The 14,387-nt window shown below is 54.1% G+C and carries 13 protein-coding genes and 1 tRNA gene; 7 read left to right on the forward strand and 7 right to left on the reverse strand.

What is annotated here, in order from left to right:
* Positions 1-151: 151 nt before the first annotated feature.
* From waaA to H3L98_RS10560, 5 genes are read left to right on the forward strand one after another with little or no spacing between them, the layout of a single operon-like run.
* On the forward strand, positions 152-1,408 hold the full coding sequence (waaA, locus tag H3L98_RS10540; protein ID WP_027022635.1) for a lipid IV(A) 3-deoxy-D-manno-octulosonic acid transferase: 1,257 nt from the start codon (positions 152-154) through the stop codon (positions 1,406-1,408).
* Positions 1,408-3,042, forward strand: a complete 1,635-nt coding sequence (locus tag H3L98_RS10545; RefSeq protein WP_034333883.1) for an FAD-dependent oxidoreductase — start codon at positions 1,408-1,410, stop codon at positions 3,040-3,042. Before waaA ends, H3L98_RS10545 begins: the two co-directional genes overlap by 1 nt.
* Before the next feature lie 31 nt (positions 3,043-3,073).
* Positions 3,074-3,232 carry a hypothetical protein gene (locus tag H3L98_RS10550; RefSeq protein ID WP_169733483.1) on the forward strand — a complete coding sequence of 53 codons (159 nt, stop codon included), beginning with the start codon at positions 3,074-3,076 and terminating at the stop codon, positions 3,230-3,232.
* Positions 3,229-3,591 (forward strand): adenosylmethionine decarboxylase, encoded by a 363-nt coding sequence (gene speD, locus H3L98_RS10555; protein WP_027022637.1) that lies wholly within the window; start codon positions 3,229-3,231, stop codon positions 3,589-3,591. The genes H3L98_RS10550 and speD overlap by 4 nt, the downstream gene beginning before the upstream one ends.
* 4 nt (positions 3,592-3,595) lie before the next feature.
* Entirely contained in the window at positions 3,596-3,943 is a 348-nt protein-coding gene (locus H3L98_RS10560; protein ID WP_027022638.1) for an arsenate reductase family protein, read from the forward strand.
* Between the two features lie 9 nt (positions 3,944-3,952).
* Here H3L98_RS10560 and rsmI read toward each other — a convergent pair whose 3' ends face one another.
* The 3 genes from rsmI to rimI are packed head-to-tail and all read right to left on the reverse strand — an operon-like array spanning position 3,953 to position 6,039.
* Positions 3,953-4,837 carry a 16S rRNA (cytidine(1402)-2'-O)-methyltransferase gene (gene rsmI, locus H3L98_RS10565; RefSeq protein ID WP_156932348.1) on the reverse strand — a complete coding sequence of 295 codons (885 nt, stop codon included), beginning with the start codon at positions 4,835-4,837 and terminating at the stop codon, positions 3,953-3,955.
* Between the two features lie 21 nt (positions 4,838-4,858).
* Complete coding sequence (locus tag H3L98_RS10570) at positions 4,859-5,617, reverse strand: uracil-DNA glycosylase family protein (RefSeq protein WP_027022640.1); 759 nt, start codon at positions 5,615-5,617, stop codon at positions 4,859-4,861.
* On the reverse strand, positions 5,611-6,039 hold the full coding sequence (gene rimI / locus H3L98_RS10575; protein ID WP_169733484.1) for a ribosomal protein S18-alanine N-acetyltransferase: 429 nt from the start codon (positions 6,037-6,039) through the stop codon (positions 5,611-5,613). The genes H3L98_RS10570 and rimI overlap by 7 nt, the downstream gene beginning before the upstream one ends.
* Before the next feature lie 109 nt (positions 6,040-6,148).
* Here rimI and trpA point away from each other — a divergent pair, with 109 nt between their 5' ends.
* Positions 6,149-6,931, forward strand: coding sequence for a tryptophan synthase subunit alpha (trpA, locus tag H3L98_RS10580; RefSeq protein WP_027022642.1), 783 nt, complete (start codon positions 6,149-6,151; stop codon positions 6,929-6,931).
* 31 nt (positions 6,932-6,962) lie between these two features.
* Here trpA and H3L98_RS10585 read toward each other — a convergent pair whose 3' ends face one another.
* The 4 genes from H3L98_RS10585 to clpB all read right to left on the reverse strand — a co-directional run bounded on the left by H3L98_RS10585 (position 6,963) and on the right by clpB (position 14,002).
* Positions 6,963-7,532 carry an LPD3 domain-containing protein gene (locus H3L98_RS10585; RefSeq protein ID WP_027022643.1) on the reverse strand — a complete coding sequence of 190 codons (570 nt, stop codon included), beginning with the start codon at positions 7,530-7,532 and terminating at the stop codon, positions 6,963-6,965.
* Between the two features lie 191 nt (positions 7,533-7,723).
* On the reverse strand, positions 7,724-10,099 hold the full coding sequence (locus H3L98_RS10590; RefSeq protein ID WP_051532152.1) for a DNA translocase FtsK: 2,376 nt from the start codon (positions 10,097-10,099) through the stop codon (positions 7,724-7,726).
* Positions 10,100-10,274: 175 nt separating this feature from the next.
* The gene (locus H3L98_RS10595; protein ID WP_027022644.1) at positions 10,275-11,333 is read right to left on the reverse strand and encodes a metallophosphoesterase; all 1,059 of its coding nucleotides are present in this window, start codon (positions 11,331-11,333) and stop codon (positions 10,275-10,277) included.
* Positions 11,334-11,425: 92 nt separating this feature from the next.
* The gene (gene clpB / locus H3L98_RS10600; protein ID WP_027022645.1) at positions 11,426-14,002 is read right to left on the reverse strand and encodes an ATP-dependent chaperone ClpB; all 2,577 of its coding nucleotides are present in this window, start codon (positions 14,000-14,002) and stop codon (positions 11,426-11,428) included.
* Between the two features lie 191 nt (positions 14,003-14,193).
* Here clpB and H3L98_RS10605 point away from each other — a divergent pair.
* Positions 14,194-14,281, forward strand: a tRNA-Ser gene (locus tag H3L98_RS10605).
* The last annotated feature ends 106 nt before the right edge of the window (positions 14,282-14,387 follow it).

Consider the following 14,387-nt stretch of genomic DNA (forward strand, 5'->3'; position numbering starts at 1 on the left):
AGCGTTACTTTTTTGCAACAAATTCAAGATGGAAAAAAGATGTGCGAACTTTAAAGGCTTTCATTCAAGCAAACAATCTAAATCAGGTAAAAAACCGCTAACCCGCCATCTTGTTTTGTAAAGCAGCGGTAAGTTTGGTTACAATCGCGCCATGATACGCACTTTTTACAATGCCCTTTGGTATGCTGTTGCGCCGCTGTTGCGCCTTTATTTGCGCCGTCGCGCCCGTTTGTCGCCCGCTTATGCGGAACATTGGGCGGAACGTTTTGGCGAACCGTATCCGCAGCCTGTGCAAAACGCGCTGTGGATTCACGCGGTTTCGGTGGGGGAAACCCGCGCCGCGCAACCTCTGATTGCCGCTTTGCAAGCCCGTTTTCCCGATGCACCGCTGCTGCTGACCCAATCCACCCCCACAGGTCGTGCCACCGCACAAGCTCTGTATCCGCAGGCGCAATGCCGTTACCTGCCCTACGACCGCGCCGATTGGGTGCGCCGTTTTGTGGCGGAACACCGTCCGCGCTGCGGGGTACTGATGGAAACGGAAATTTGGCCCAATCTGATAGATGCTTGCGCAGCAGCAGACGTACCTTTGTTTTTGGCAAACGGGCGTTTGTCGGAACGTTCTCAACGCGGTTATGCGCGGATTGGGGCATTGGTGCGCCCTGCTTTACGCGGTTTGCGCGGCTGTTTTGCCCAAACCGAAGCCGATGCGCAGCGTTTGCGCGAAATTGGTGCAGAAAATGTTCAAGTGTTAGGCAATACCAAATACGATATTGTTCCACCTGCGGCGGCGCAGGATTTGGCGGCGCAGTTTCGCGCCTTAATCGGGCAACGGCAGGTGTGGGTGGCGGGCAGTACGCGCCATCATGGCGATGCAGACGAAACACACATGATTTTGCAGGCATGGCAGCAACACGGTTCGCCACAGGCTTTGCTGATTATTGTGCCACGCCACCCCGAACGTTTTGACACAGCGGTACAAACGGCGCAGGATTTGGGTTTGCGGGTGCAGCGGCGCAGCAGCGGCGAAGCGGTACGCGCCGATACACAAGTATGGGTGGGCGACAGCATGGGCGAGATGTTTGCCTATTATCAGGTGGCGGATGTGGTGTTTGTGGGGGGAAGTTTGGTGGATACGGGTTGCCAAAATATTATTGAGCCGATGAGCTGTGGCAAAGCGGTTTTATTCGGCACATCTACTTATAATTTTCAAGCGGTGTGCGCCGATGCCTTGGCAGCGGGCGCGGCGGCGCAAATTGCTTCGGCAGACGAATTGGTACGCACCGTGAATGCGTGGCTGGCGCACCCCGAACAGTGCGCCGATAAGCGCGAAAAAGCGCGGGATTTTGTCGCGCAACATCAGGGCGCGTCCGAACGCATCGCCGCTGCCATTGCGGAATCGCTATGATGCGCTTGAACCGCCGCCGTTTTTTGGGAACTGCCGCCGCCGTGGGTGCGTCTGTACCCGCATCGTGGTTGGGCTACCGCTATTTGCACCATACGCCCACCGTCAGCCTACACAAAATTGGTTTACCCTTGGCACACGCCCTGCGCGACCGCAGTTTGCATGACAAACCTGTTTCGCAACACCGTTGCCGTGTGTTGATTTTGGGTGGCGGCGCGGCGGGTTTAAGCGCAGCTTGGCGGTTCACGCGGCGCGGTTTTCATGATTTTCTGCTGGCGGAAGGCTATGAACGCAACGGCAATATGGCGGCGTTTGATGCGGGCAACGGTTTGACTGCCCCCACAGGGGCGCATTATTTGGCATTACCATCGACGGAAAGCTCCACCGTGCGCCAAATTTTGGCGGATTTGGGGATTTTAACGGGCTACGACCGCCACGGCACGCCGCAATACCGCGACACCGATTTGGTACACGCCCCCGCCGAAAGGCTGTGGCATCAAGGCAGTTGGCACGAACATTTGCTGTTGCCCGATGCCGATGCCCGCCGTTTTTTACAGCTGATTGCCCCGCTGAAACACGCCCGAGGCAGCGACGGGCGCAAAATTTTTGCCATTCCGATTGCGCTGTCGTCCGCAGACGAAACATGGCGGCGTTTGGACGAACTCACTTTCGCGCAATGGCTGAACGCACAGGGTTTGCATTCCCCCAGTCTGCGCCATTATTTGGATTACTGCTGCCGCGACGATTACGGACAAGGCATCAACCAAGTTTCCGCATTTGCGGGACTGCATTATTTTTGCGCCCGTGCCAACGAGCAAGACAGCGTATTAACGTGGTCTGACGGCTTAAACCACATTGGCGAAGGCTTGCGCCGTTTGGCAAAACTGCGCCCCGTGTCCGATTTTCCCGCTACAGGCGAATGGCATTTTGACGCACCCGCAAGTTGTGCTGCCAGCGCGGTTGCCATACGCGAACATTCTGACTTTGTAGCAGTGCATCTGCGCCACAATCTCACGGGCAAAACCGTTGCCGTTCACGCCGAACAGGTGGTGTGCGCCATGCCGCTGCTGCTGGCTGCGCGTTTGCTGCATCAGCCCGAACGTTACGGTTTGCCGCTGCGCCCACCCGAATACGCGCCTTGGCTGGTGAGTAATTTTGTTTTGCACCGTTTTCCCGCCGAAGCCAAACACAGCGAATTGGCATGGGATAATGTGGTACACGGTTCAACGGGTTTGGGCTATGTGGTTGCCACGCATCAACTGATTCGCGCCGCCAAACCGCCGCGCACCGTGTTTACCGCTTACCGCGCCTTTCATCACGCGCCACCCGCGCAAGTGCGCCAAGAATTGCTGAACGCCGATGCTCAAGCCCTATTAGAACCCGCCGCCGCCGATTTGCTCACCGTCTATGGCAAACGCTTTTGGCAACACGTTTCCCATATTGATTTAACGGTACGCGCCCACGCCATGTCGGTACCGCTGCGCGGTTATTTGAACCGTCCCGACCTGCTCGCCCTGCGCCGACACCGTTCACGTATCGTGTTTGCCCACAGCGATTTAAGCGGCTATTCGGTGTTTGAAGAAGCGGCGCACTGGGGCGCACTGGCTGCCGATGCGCTTGCCGAGAATTGGGTATAATGCCCCATACCATTTTTTACAAGGATAAACCATGTCGCGCCTGACTTATATTATTGTGGCATCTGCCACGGTTTTATTCGGTACGCTGTTTAACTACGGTTTGCTTTCTGACGACGATGGCGGTTCTCGCCATCACGGTGGCGGGTTTGTCGGCGGATTCGGCGGCGGTTTTGGCGGGGGACACAAGTGAAACAGCGGCACGGCTTGCTGGATTTATACGGCTGTCCGCCTGATTTGCTGCGCGATGCCGCTGCTTTGGAACAGATTTTGCGCCGAAGTGCCGAAGCGGCGGGCGCAACGGTATTATGGCACAAGCTGCACACATTTGGCGGCGGCGGCGGGGTAACGGGTGTGCTGCTGCTTGCCGAATCCCACATCAGTATTCACACTTGGCCCGAACACAGTTTTGCCGCTGCCGATATTTTTTTATGCGGCGAACTAAAGCTGCAACACGCCCGCCAAATTCTGCAACACGCCCTGCAAGCCCGCGATTGCCGTTGGATAGAACAGCATCGCGGCGAACAGATTGTTTTTCAACCCGATTGTTAATGCCATGACCACCGTTATCCTGTATCACAACCCACATTGCAGCAAATCCCGCGCCGTGCTGGCACGCATCCGCGCCGCAGGCATTGAACCGCATATTGTTGAATACCTAAACGGCGGTTTGGATGGCGATACCCTCGCGCAACTGTTGCAGCAAAGCGGCGTAAACGCCCAAGATGCCATGCGCCAAGACCATGCAGCCTATGCCCAATATGTTGCCAAACAAAATTTAAGCGAAGCCGAATGTATCGCGCTCATGGTGCGTTATCCTGCCCTGCTCAACCGCCCTTTTGTGCAAAGCGACAAAGGCGCAGCACTATGCCGTCCGCCCGAACTAGTAGATAATTTACTTTAATCATCAAACTTATCCCGCCTGATTTTTCTGCGCCACCGCCCAATCATACAAAGCCTTTTTACCTGCGCCGCTAATTTGCGCCGCCAAATCCGCTGCTTGTTTGGTGGGCAGTTGCGCTGACAAAATCCGCATCACCCGTTGCGCTTCTTCGGGTAAGGTGTCGTCAGCAGGCTGCGGCGGCGCGGGATACAACACCAGCACCATTTCGCCGCGCCGCTGGTCGGCATCGGTTTGTACGGCATCGCGCACCTGTTCCACGCTGCCGTGTAAAAAGGTTTCAAAGGTTTTACTCACTTCCCGCGCCAGCATGATTTGACGTTGCGGCAACACGGCGGCGATGTCGTCCAAGGCAGCGGCGATGCGGTGCGGACTTTCAAACGCCATCACGGCATACGGACAGTCGCGCCAGCTTGCCAACAGTTTTTGTCTTTCGCCGCTTTTGGCGGGTAAAAAACCGTGAAAATACACATTCGGTTCGCTGATGCCCGCCACGCTCAACACCGCCATCAACGCCGATGCCCCCGCCACAGGCACAACCTTAAATCCCGCTTCGCGCACCGACTGCACCAGCTTGGCACCAGGGTCACACACCGCAGGCGTACCCGCATCGGAAACCTGCGCCACCGTCTGTCCTGCCCGCAAAGCCTCAATTACCTTGCCCGCCATTTGCCGTTCATTGTGTTCACGCACGCTCAACAGCTTGGCGCGTATGCCGTATGCACCCAATAATTGCGCGGTAACGCGGGTGTCTTCGGCACAAATCCAATCGGCTTTTTGCAGCACCGCCAAAGCGCGTAAAGTAATGTCAGACAAATTGCCTATCGGCGTGGCAACAATATACAAAGTGGCGGGATTCAGGCTTTCCAAGGCTTTTTGATGGTGTTTTAACATGATTTTTGCAATTGATTTAAAAGATTAATTTTGAGACAAGGTAGTTTGCAGCTGCTGCAAAGTCGCCCACGCAGGGCGTTTTAATTGCGCGTCTGCTACCATTTGTTGCGGATGGGCGATGTAAAACGCTGGCACGTCCGCCGCCAAAGTATGCAGATGACGGCGCACGTCTTCCCGTTCAAAAAAACGCCCCATCAGCAACAATGCCTGCGGGCGCACCGCTGCCAATTCCCCTGCCAAGGGCGCAACGGCAGCCGCTACTAAATCGGCAGGCGGGTCGGGATTAAAGTCAGGCAGTTGTTTCAACCAGCAGGACAAATAAACCTGTTCGCGTGATAACTGAATAGCATCTAACATTTTGTCAAACAAATCGCCCGCCGCACCGCTTAACAAACGCCCCGCCACAATATCGGCTGGCGAAGCACACACACACAACGCCGCCACCTGTGCGGGTTTCGGCTTGCTACCCAACAACACAGGTGGCGGCGCAGACACCACCGTTACAGGCGCTGGGTCGTGGTTTGGTGTTTCAGGTGCGTGGGCGCGTACATGCTGCAATGCCGCCAAACGCGCAGGCAAATTCACATTATGCCGTTTGGCTTTATTTTGGTTATCCACAACATCAGCGCGAGCAGCGGAATGAGACGGCGTTGCCACAGCAGAACGCGATACCTTTTCCCCATTCACAATTTCCGACCCAGCATGCACCGTCCAGCCCTGCGGCAACCACATTACCCCCAGCCCCAAGGCTTCGTGCAAATGCACATAACGGCTGTTTACCATATTTTTTCCATTAAAACCGCGTCTTCGCCATCGGCGTAATACTGTGTCCGCCGCCCCATGACCACAAAACCGTGAGCGTAATACAAAGCCTGTGCCGCTGCGTTGCCCGCTGCCACTTCCAACAACACCCGATTGCCGCCCTGCGCCGCCGTTTCATCTAACAACTTTGCCAATAGGCGCGATGCCAAACCGCGCCGCCGCCAAGCAGGATCGGTAACAATCAAATGCAGTTCCGTTTCCCCGCACACCGTTTGCCACACCGCCAAACCCACGGTTTGCCCGTCCTGTTCCGCCAGCCATATCTGCGTATGCGGCGCATTCAATGAATCGGCAAACTGCGCCGCCGTCCAAGCGTGTGCACGGCTGCGCCCGTCTAAAGCCGCCAAATCAGGCAAATCGCTCTCGCCCGCCAATCGCAACATCAAAGTCTATCCCCTACTGATTTTGTTGCCCGATTATACCACCGCGCCCATTCCCCCAAACGGCGCGTTATAATAGCCCCTGTTTTCCGTAACCGAACAAGTTATCCCCATGAACCGCATCGCCCAAGCCTTTCACGCCTCCACCCCCGCCCTCATCAGCTACATTACCGCAGGCGACCCCCACCCCGACACCACCCTCGCCCTAATGCACACCCTTGCCGAATCGGGCGCAGACATTATTGAACTGGGTGTCCCCTTTTCCGACCCCATGGCAGACGGACCCGTTATCCAACGCGCTGCCGAACGCGCCCTCGCCCAAGGCGTTAATCTGACTACCGTTTTAGACATCGTGCGCCGTTTCCGCCAAAACAATCAGCATACCCCCGTTGTGCTGATGGGTTATCTCAATCCCGTACACGCCATGGGCTATGAAACATTTGCCCAAGCCGCCGCCCAAGCAGGCGTAGATGGCGTACTCACCGTTGATTGCCCCATTGACGTTGCCGAACCCCTGCACCAAGCCCTACAAGCCCAACAGCTTGCCACCGTTTTTCTCGTTACCCCCACAACCGACGAAACACGCATGCAAGCCATTGCCCGCTATGCAGGTGGATTTGTGTATTATGTCTCTCTCAAAGGCGTAACCGGTTCTGCCCAACTGAATACCGCCCAAGTTGCTGAAAAAATGACCCTGCTGCGCCGTCATTTCAGCCTGCCCATTGGCGTAGGTTTCGGCATTGCCAACGCCCAAGATGCCCGCGCCGTGGCATCGGTGGCAGATGCCGTGATTATTGGCAGCCGCATTGTTGCCGAAATTGAAGCCAACCCCCAGCGCGAAACCCAAGCCGTAGGCGCACTGGTACGCGAACTCAAAGCCGCGCTTCAACCCTAAAATATGCCTGTAACGTGCTTCCGACTGAAACCTACCGGTCGCGCACTTCCAAAATTTCAAGGAAAATATACGGTTCATCTTGTGCCGAATTATCTACTTGTATCTTATTGTTCATTTCGTTAGAATGGTCGCTATGGGTACGGCTCGGACTTAAGGTATTATTTGCCGTTGGCACGCTATCTAGCGTAGCTGTTTGAGAAGTACCCTTTTCTAATTCTTTGGCGGAATACGCCAATAAACCATCACCAGCAACTAATTTCCCACTATCCAATTCAGCCGCTTTAACTTGTAGTAAAACACTCTCCGTTTCAACATCAACCCATTTGCGATAAATATGAAATGCTACAAATTTATCCTTACGCTCCTTATATAAATCTTGGCGTGCAATAAATTCGCCTGTTTTAAACACTTCAATAATTTTTGCAACAGATTGAACCATCAGTCGCTTATCGTAAACACTATTATTTACCAAATGCGAAGTGCTTTTGCCGCTAAAACGCACCGTTTTACCGTCCGATGTGATAACGGTTTTGCCCTGAGACTGCTTCAAATAGCTTTCCAATGCCTTACGCACTTCTTTGGTTGTGGCATTTTCAGGCATGTTCAGCCGTTTTGCTTCATCGGCTTGCGCCGGAATACCTTCCCCATTATTCGGTTTTCCGATTTATTCCCCCATTCCGACACCCCCACGCCCTGCGTTTTCCTGCGCAGGGCGTATTTTTTGCCTTGTCTTGCCCCAAAAATATCGGGACGGATAGTTTCTTATCCGTCCCGATATTGGGTTTTAAAATTTTACTCTTCGCGCCCGTAAATATGGCGTGTGCCGTTGGGTTCGGGCGGCGACACAATGCCCGCTTCTTCCAAATCCTGCATCAGGTTGGCAGCGCGGTTGTAGCCGATACGCAAATGCCGTTGCAGCGACGAAATGGAAGCCTTGCGGCTGCTGACCACAAAATCCACCGCCTGTTCAAACAATTCATCTCGCACGCCTGCCGTACCGCGTGGGGCTACGCCCATATCCCCATTTGCAGCACCGTCTAAAATACCTTCCACATAATCAGGCTCGCCCTGCGTTTTTACAAAGGCAACCACACGATGCACTTCGGCATCATCTACATACGCGCCTTGCATACGCACAGGCTCGGCATCACCGGGGCGCAAGAACAGCAAATCGCCGTTTTTCAACAGGTCTTCCGCGCCTGTTTGGTCGAGAATGGTGCGACTGTCAATACGGCTTTGCACGGTAAATGCCATGCGGGTAGGCACATTGGCTTTAATCAAGCCTGTTACCACATCCACGCTGGGGCGTTGGGTAGCGATAATCATGTGAATGCCTGCGGCGCGCGCTTTTTGTGCCAAACGGGCAATTTGCACTTCTACGGCTTTTTTCTCGGTCATCATCAAATCTGCCAATTCGTCAATAACGACAACGATTTGTGGCAGTTCGCCTACTTCTTCTGACGCATCAAAGGGGTGCGCCAAAGTTTCGCCCCGTTGTTTGGCATCGCGCACTTTTTCGTTAAAGCCCGCCAAATGGCGCACACCAAAATGCGACATCAAACGGTAACGGCGTTCCATTTCCGCCACGCACCAATTGAGCGCGTTGCCTGCGGCTTTCATATCGGTTACCACAGGGGCAAGCAGGTGGGGAATGCCTTCGTAAACCGACAGTTCCAGCATTTTCGGGTCAATCATAATAAAGCGCACTTCTGAAGGCGCGGCTTTATATAAAATGGACACAATCATGGCGTTGATGCCTACCGATTTGCCCGAACCCGTCATACCGCCCACCAGCAAATGCGGCATTTTCGCCAAATCGCCCACCATGGCTGCACCTTCAATGTTTTTACCCAATGCCACCGATAATTTGGATTCGGCATCGGCAAACAAATCGGAAGCAATGATTTCCTGCAACAGCACTTCTTGACGGTGTTCGTTAGGCAATTCAATGCCCATGGTGCTTTTACCTGGAATGGTTTCCACCACACGCACCGATTGCACCGATAAGGCACGCGCCAAATCTTTTGCCAGATTGACAATCTGACTGCCTTTGACACCACGCGCAGGCTCAATTTCGTAACGGGTAATCACAGGACCTTGTGTGGCAGAAGTCACGCTGGCATTGATACCGAATTCGGCAAGTTTATCGACAATGCGTCCGCCAATGGCTTCAATTTTGGCTTCATCTACTTCGGCAAAATCATCGCGCACGGGGGCTTTAAGCAAGTCCGCAGCGGGCAGGCAATAACCGTCGCTGCGCGGGCTGGGCGCGGGGCGCGATACGGCGGGTTTATCGGCGCTGTTGGCAGCAGATACGGCGGAACGGACACGTTCGGCTTTGGCAGAGGGTTCGGCTTTTTTAGCAGCGGCTTTTTTTTCTTTTTTGGGTAACAAATTGGATAAAAAACTTTTCTTTTCGGCGCTTGCTTCGGGTTGGGGCGTGGCGGTTTGTGCGCTGGCTACGGGGGCTGCGGGCGAGAGGTTGCGCCATGTCTGCTTGATTTCGCGCCACAGCATGGCGGCGGTTTCGCGGTAGGAAAACTGTACCAGCAGCTTCACGCCCACCAACACCATCGCCAACAACACCAGCATACTGCCAATCTGTCCCAAAAACATCACCATGCCTTGAGAAATGATTTTGCCGGAAAAACCGCCTACGCCGTTGGGCAGGCTGTCGGTAAAGGTATCGCTCCACAACAGGCTTTCCAATACGGGACTAAACAGCATCAGCACGCCCAAGCCGATGCCCGCCACCACAGGCGAATAACGCTCGCCGTGGTCTAAAGCGCGGAAGTTGCGGTACAGCCACACGCAGGCTGCCACCACCACCCACCACACCGACAAACCCACAGCGTAATAGCCCACGTCTGCCAGATACGCGCCCGCCAATCCGCCCCAGTTATGCACGTCTGCGCCACGCGGCACGCTGCGCGACATGGCGGGGTCGTCCATGTGGAAGCTGGCTAATGCCAAGGCAACGTAAACCGTGGCAATCAGCATCATCAGCCACACCGAATCGTGTACCACAGTGCTGTGGCGTTTGGGTTCGGCGGCGGGCGCACTGTCTGCGGCGCGGGCAGGCGGTTGTTTGGGCAGGCGCGGCGCGGCGGCTTTCGGGCGTGCAGACGCGGCGGGTTTGTCGGCGGTGGTTTTGTCTCTGGAAAACATGATGGCTCGGCTAAAAAAGGCGGCTGCCCCACACCTTGCGGCAAGGCAGCCCACATGGGGACAAAAAACGCAAAACACCGCAACAAACGGCGTTTTACTTTAAAAAACAAAAAGATTTAATCGTTGCACCCAATTTGTGCACCTGCTGCGATTATAACGGATTTGCCGCCAATAATTAAGCCGAACCCCCGTAAACCGTGGAAACTGTCTCGCCATTGTCAAAAACCAGCGTTTTTTCGGGAAAACGCAAAGCTGCTAAACGGTATTCCGACACCGCAGGCGCAATGTTTTTCTTACGGTCGCGCCAACGCGCCCCCACCGAAAAATCACAACAAAACACATTGCCCCGCGCCCCGTGCCAATGATGAGACGGCATGGTAAACAGATTACGCGCATCACCCCCTGCCCGTTTGCTCTGCCAATGCCGCCAATAATGCCCCACCACCACAGGAATACTGTCGCGGTAATCCGTCCACCACGCATGGCGCACCGAAAAACGCCAACGTCCACCCGCAAAAAACGGCACATCCGCCACCCGTTCCGCCCCGCAAGTCAGCACCCGAATCGGATGCCCCATGCTGCGGTACACATCATGCTGACCCGATGCCGATAACAAGGGCGGTGCATTCGCCACATCTTCCAAACCGTGCGCGTGTTCGCGCTGTTCCAGCAGATAATCATCAAACCAAGGCGCATGGCGGATACAGCGTTGAATATGCTCGTCCCATTCGTGATACAGCACCACAGGGCATTCATTGTTGCGTTCGCGCAAAGCCGCCACGGCATCGGGCAACCACGCCGCGTGTACCACCCGCAAATCGTCCCGTTCCAACACCAAAGGCTGTGCCGCCAACAAACGGCGCACCCCTGCCCGCCGCGTTTCAGGCAAACGCTGCCACGGCGCATAATTGAGCGCATCTTTTTCCGCACGACTGTCAAAAAACCAGCCCGAACCGTCTTTCGGCTCGTCTGCCAACAAATTCATCTCATGATTACCCAGCACCATTTGCGCCCAACCTTCCCCGTGCGCCCGCTCAAACCACGCCAACAACGCAGGCGCATCGGGTCCCCTGTCCACCAAATCCCCCACAAACACCAGCTTGCGCCCCTGCGGGTGTCGTCCTTCGGGCGAATAACCCAAATAATGCAACAGGTTTTGCAAAGCCTCAAAATGCCCGTGTACATCGCCCACAATATCCAATTTGCCCGCAGGCAGTTTTCCGATAAGTGCCATGATTGCCACATGATTGAAAAAAAAGACATTATAGCAAAACGGGATAAGCACGATTCCGCTTACCCCGTTTTATTTAATGAATCAAAAGTTTATTATTGGAAATACAAACGCTCGCCATCCACATCGGCGCGAATGGTGCTGCCTGCGGCGTAACGCCCTTCCAGCAAGGCTTTTGCCAACGGATTTTCCAATTCTGCCTGAATCGCCCGTTTCAGCGGACGTGCGCCGTACACGGGGTCAAAGCCTGCTTGGGCAATCACATCCAAAGCCGCCGGCGACACTTCCAAGCGCAAATCTTGCGCCGCCAAACGTTTACGCAGGCTGTTCAGTTGGATTTCGGCAATGCTGCGGATATGCTCGCGTCCCAAGCCGTGGAACACCACCACTTCATCAATGCGGTTAATCAGTTCGGGGCGGAAATGCGCTTTTACGTCTTCCATTACCGCTTCTTTTACCGCCGCATAATCAGAAGTATCACCCATTGCCTGAATATTTTGGCTGCCGATATTACTGGTCATCACCACCACCGTGTTTTTAAAGTCCACCGTGCGCCCCTGTCCGTCGGTCAAACGCCCGTCGTCCAGCACTTGCAACAGAATATTAAACACATCGGGATGGGCTTTTTCCACTTCGTCCAACAAAATCACGCTGTAAGGCTTGCGGCGTACTTGTTCGGTCAGATAACCGCCTTCTTCATAGCCCACATATCCGGGGGGCGCACCAATCAAACGTGCAATGCTGTGTTTTTCCATGTATTCCGACATATCAATGCGGATTAAATGTTCTTCGCTGTCAAACAAAAAGCCTGCCAGCGTTTTGCACAACTCGGTTTTGCCCACGCCTGTCGGACCCAAAAACAGGAAGCTGCCGTAAGGTTTGTTCGGGTCGGCCAAACCGCTGCGGCTGCGGCGGATGGCATCGGCAACGGCGCGTACCGCTTCGTCCTGCCCCACCACACGTTTGTGCAACACTTCTTCCATTTTCAACAGCTTTTCGCGTTCGCCTTCCATCATTTTGGCAACGGGAATGCCCGTCATGCGCGACACGATTTCGGCAATTTCTTCTGCGCCCACTTGGGTGCGGAACAGTTTGTTGGTTTTGCCTTCACTGCCGCCCTGCTCTGCCGTTTGCAGCTGCTGCATCAATGGCGGCAGTTCGCCGTATTCCAATTCGGAAGCACGGGCAAAATCACCCTGACGTTTCGCCTGCTCGATTTTGACTTTCACTTCATCAATTTGCTTTTTCAAATCTGCCGTGCCTGCGGAAACGGCTTTTTCCGCTTTCCAGATTTCGTCCAAATCGGCATATTCTTTTTGCAGCAAATCAATTTCTTCATCAATCAGTTGCAAACGTTTTTTACTGGCTTCGTCCGTTTCTTTCTCAACGTGCATTTTTTCCATTTTCAACTGAATCATGCGGCGGTCGAGTTTGTCCATCTGCTCGGGTTTGGAATCCAGTTCCATTTTGATGCGGCTGGCGGCTTCGTCCACCAAATCAATGGCTTTATCGGGCAAGAAACGGTCGGTAATATAGCGGTTGGACAATTCCGCCGCCGCCACAATCGCAGGGTCGGTAATGTCCACGCCGTGATGGATTTCATAGCGTTCCTGCAAACCGCGCAAAATGGCAACGGTGTCTTCTACGCTCGGCTCGCTCACCAACACTTTTTGGAAACGGCGTTCCAAAGCGGCATCTTTTTCAATATATTGGCGGTACTCGTCCAAAGTAGTCGCGCCAATACAGTGCAGTTCGCCACGCGCCAAAGCGGGTTTCAGCATATTGCCCGCGTCCATCGCGCCGTCTGTTTTACCCGCACCGACAAGGGTGTGGATTTCATCAATAAAAATCAGTGTGTTGCCATCGTCTTTTGCCAAATCGTTTAACACGGCTTTCAGGCGCTCTTCAAATTCGCCGCGATATTTCGCACCTGCAATCAATGCCGCCAAATCCAACACCAGCAGACGTTTATTGCGTAAGGATTCAGGTACTTCGCCGTTGACAATCCGTTGCGCCAAACCTTCCACAATGGCGGTTTTGCCCACGCCCGGTTCGCCAATCAGCACGGGATTGTTTTTGGTGCGGCGTTGCAACACCTGAATGGCGCGGCGGATTTCGTCATCACGCCCGATTACGGGGTCTAATTTGCCGTTGCGGGCGCGTTCGGTTAAGTCCAAAGTATATTTTTTCAGGGCTTCGCGCTGGTCTTCGGCGTTGGGGTCTGCCACATTCGCACCGCCGCGCAACTGCTCAATCGCCTGTTCCAAACGCGCAGCCGACACGCCCGCATCGGTCAGCAGCTTGGCAGCCGCATCTTTGCTTTCCAGCAGCGCGGGGAAAAACAACTCGCTGGCAATATAGCTGTCGCCGCGTTTGGCAGCCGATTTTTCCATTAAGTTAAAAATATTGGACAAGCTGCGCCCTAAATTCACTTCGCCGCCCTGCCCCGACACACGCGGCAAAGTCTTGACTGCCGCCTGTACATCGGCTTGGATTTGCGCGAGATTGCCACCCGCATTCACCAGCAATGCGCCCATGCCATTGGCAGGGTCGCCCAACAACACGCTTAACACATGCACAGGCTCAATATAAGCACTGTCGTTTGCCAATGCCAAGCTGTGTGCTTCTTGCAGGGCTTGTTGCAGTTTGGCGGTTAATTTGTCGTATCGCATCATGCGCTCCTTAAAGTTTGATTATTCTTAAAGCAGGATATAGGGCGCGTTTGCCGAAAAACAAGCCTGTTTTGAATTCTGCCGCAAAGATTGTTTTCAATAAAAACATAATATTAAAAATTTCAAGAGCCAAATACACAATTTTACTTGGCAAATAGGCAAAAAATCGGTATAGTTTCGCGCTTCAGGACGGAAGCGTGGCAGAGCGGTTTAATGCAGCGGTCTTGAAAACCGTCGTGGGGAAACCCACCGTGAGTTCGAATCTCACCGCTTCCGCCAACAAACATTTTTAGTCTCCTTGCAAAAAACAGACCTTTAGGGTCTGTTTTTTGTTTTTGGCTGATATCCACACAAACAAACTGCCTGAAAAAACTCAATTTTTCAG

Source organism: Conchiformibius steedae, from assembly GCF_014054725.1.
Lineage (GTDB): Bacteria > Pseudomonadota > Gammaproteobacteria > Burkholderiales > Neisseriaceae > Conchiformibius > Conchiformibius steedae.

Coding starts and splice junctions, on each gene's coding strand:
- H3L98_RS10560 (WP_027022638.1), top strand. CDS start 3,596: ATGACCACCGTTATCCTGTATCACAACCCACATTGCAGCAAATCCCGC.
- H3L98_RS10545 (WP_034333883.1), top strand. CDS start 1,408: ATGCGCTTGAACCGCCGCCGTTTTTTGGGAACTGCCGCCGCCGTGGGT.
- H3L98_RS10570 (WP_027022640.1), bottom strand. CDS start 5,617: ATGGTAAACAGCCGTTATGTGCATTTGCACGAAGCCTTGGGGCTGGGG.
- H3L98_RS10550 (WP_169733483.1), top strand. CDS start 3,074: ATGTCGCGCCTGACTTATATTATTGTGGCATCTGCCACGGTTTTATTC.
- trpA (WP_027022642.1), top strand. CDS start 6,149: ATGAACCGCATCGCCCAAGCCTTTCACGCCTCCACCCCCGCCCTCATC.
- H3L98_RS10590 (WP_051532152.1), bottom strand. CDS start 10,099: ATGTTTTCCAGAGACAAAACCACCGCCGACAAACCCGCCGCGTCTGCA.
- H3L98_RS10585 (WP_027022643.1), bottom strand. CDS start 7,532: ATGCCTGAAAATGCCACAACCAAAGAAGTGCGTAAGGCATTGGAAAGC.
- rimI (WP_169733484.1), bottom strand. CDS start 6,039: ATGTTGCGATTGGCGGGCGAGAGCGATTTGCCTGATTTGGCGGCTTTA.
- H3L98_RS10595 (WP_027022644.1), bottom strand. CDS start 11,333: ATGGCACTTATCGGAAAACTGCCTGCGGGCAAATTGGATATTGTGGGC.
- waaA (WP_027022635.1), top strand. CDS start 152: ATGATACGCACTTTTTACAATGCCCTTTGGTATGCTGTTGCGCCGCTG.
- clpB (WP_027022645.1), bottom strand. CDS start 14,002: ATGCGATACGACAAATTAACCGCCAAACTGCAACAAGCCCTGCAAGAA.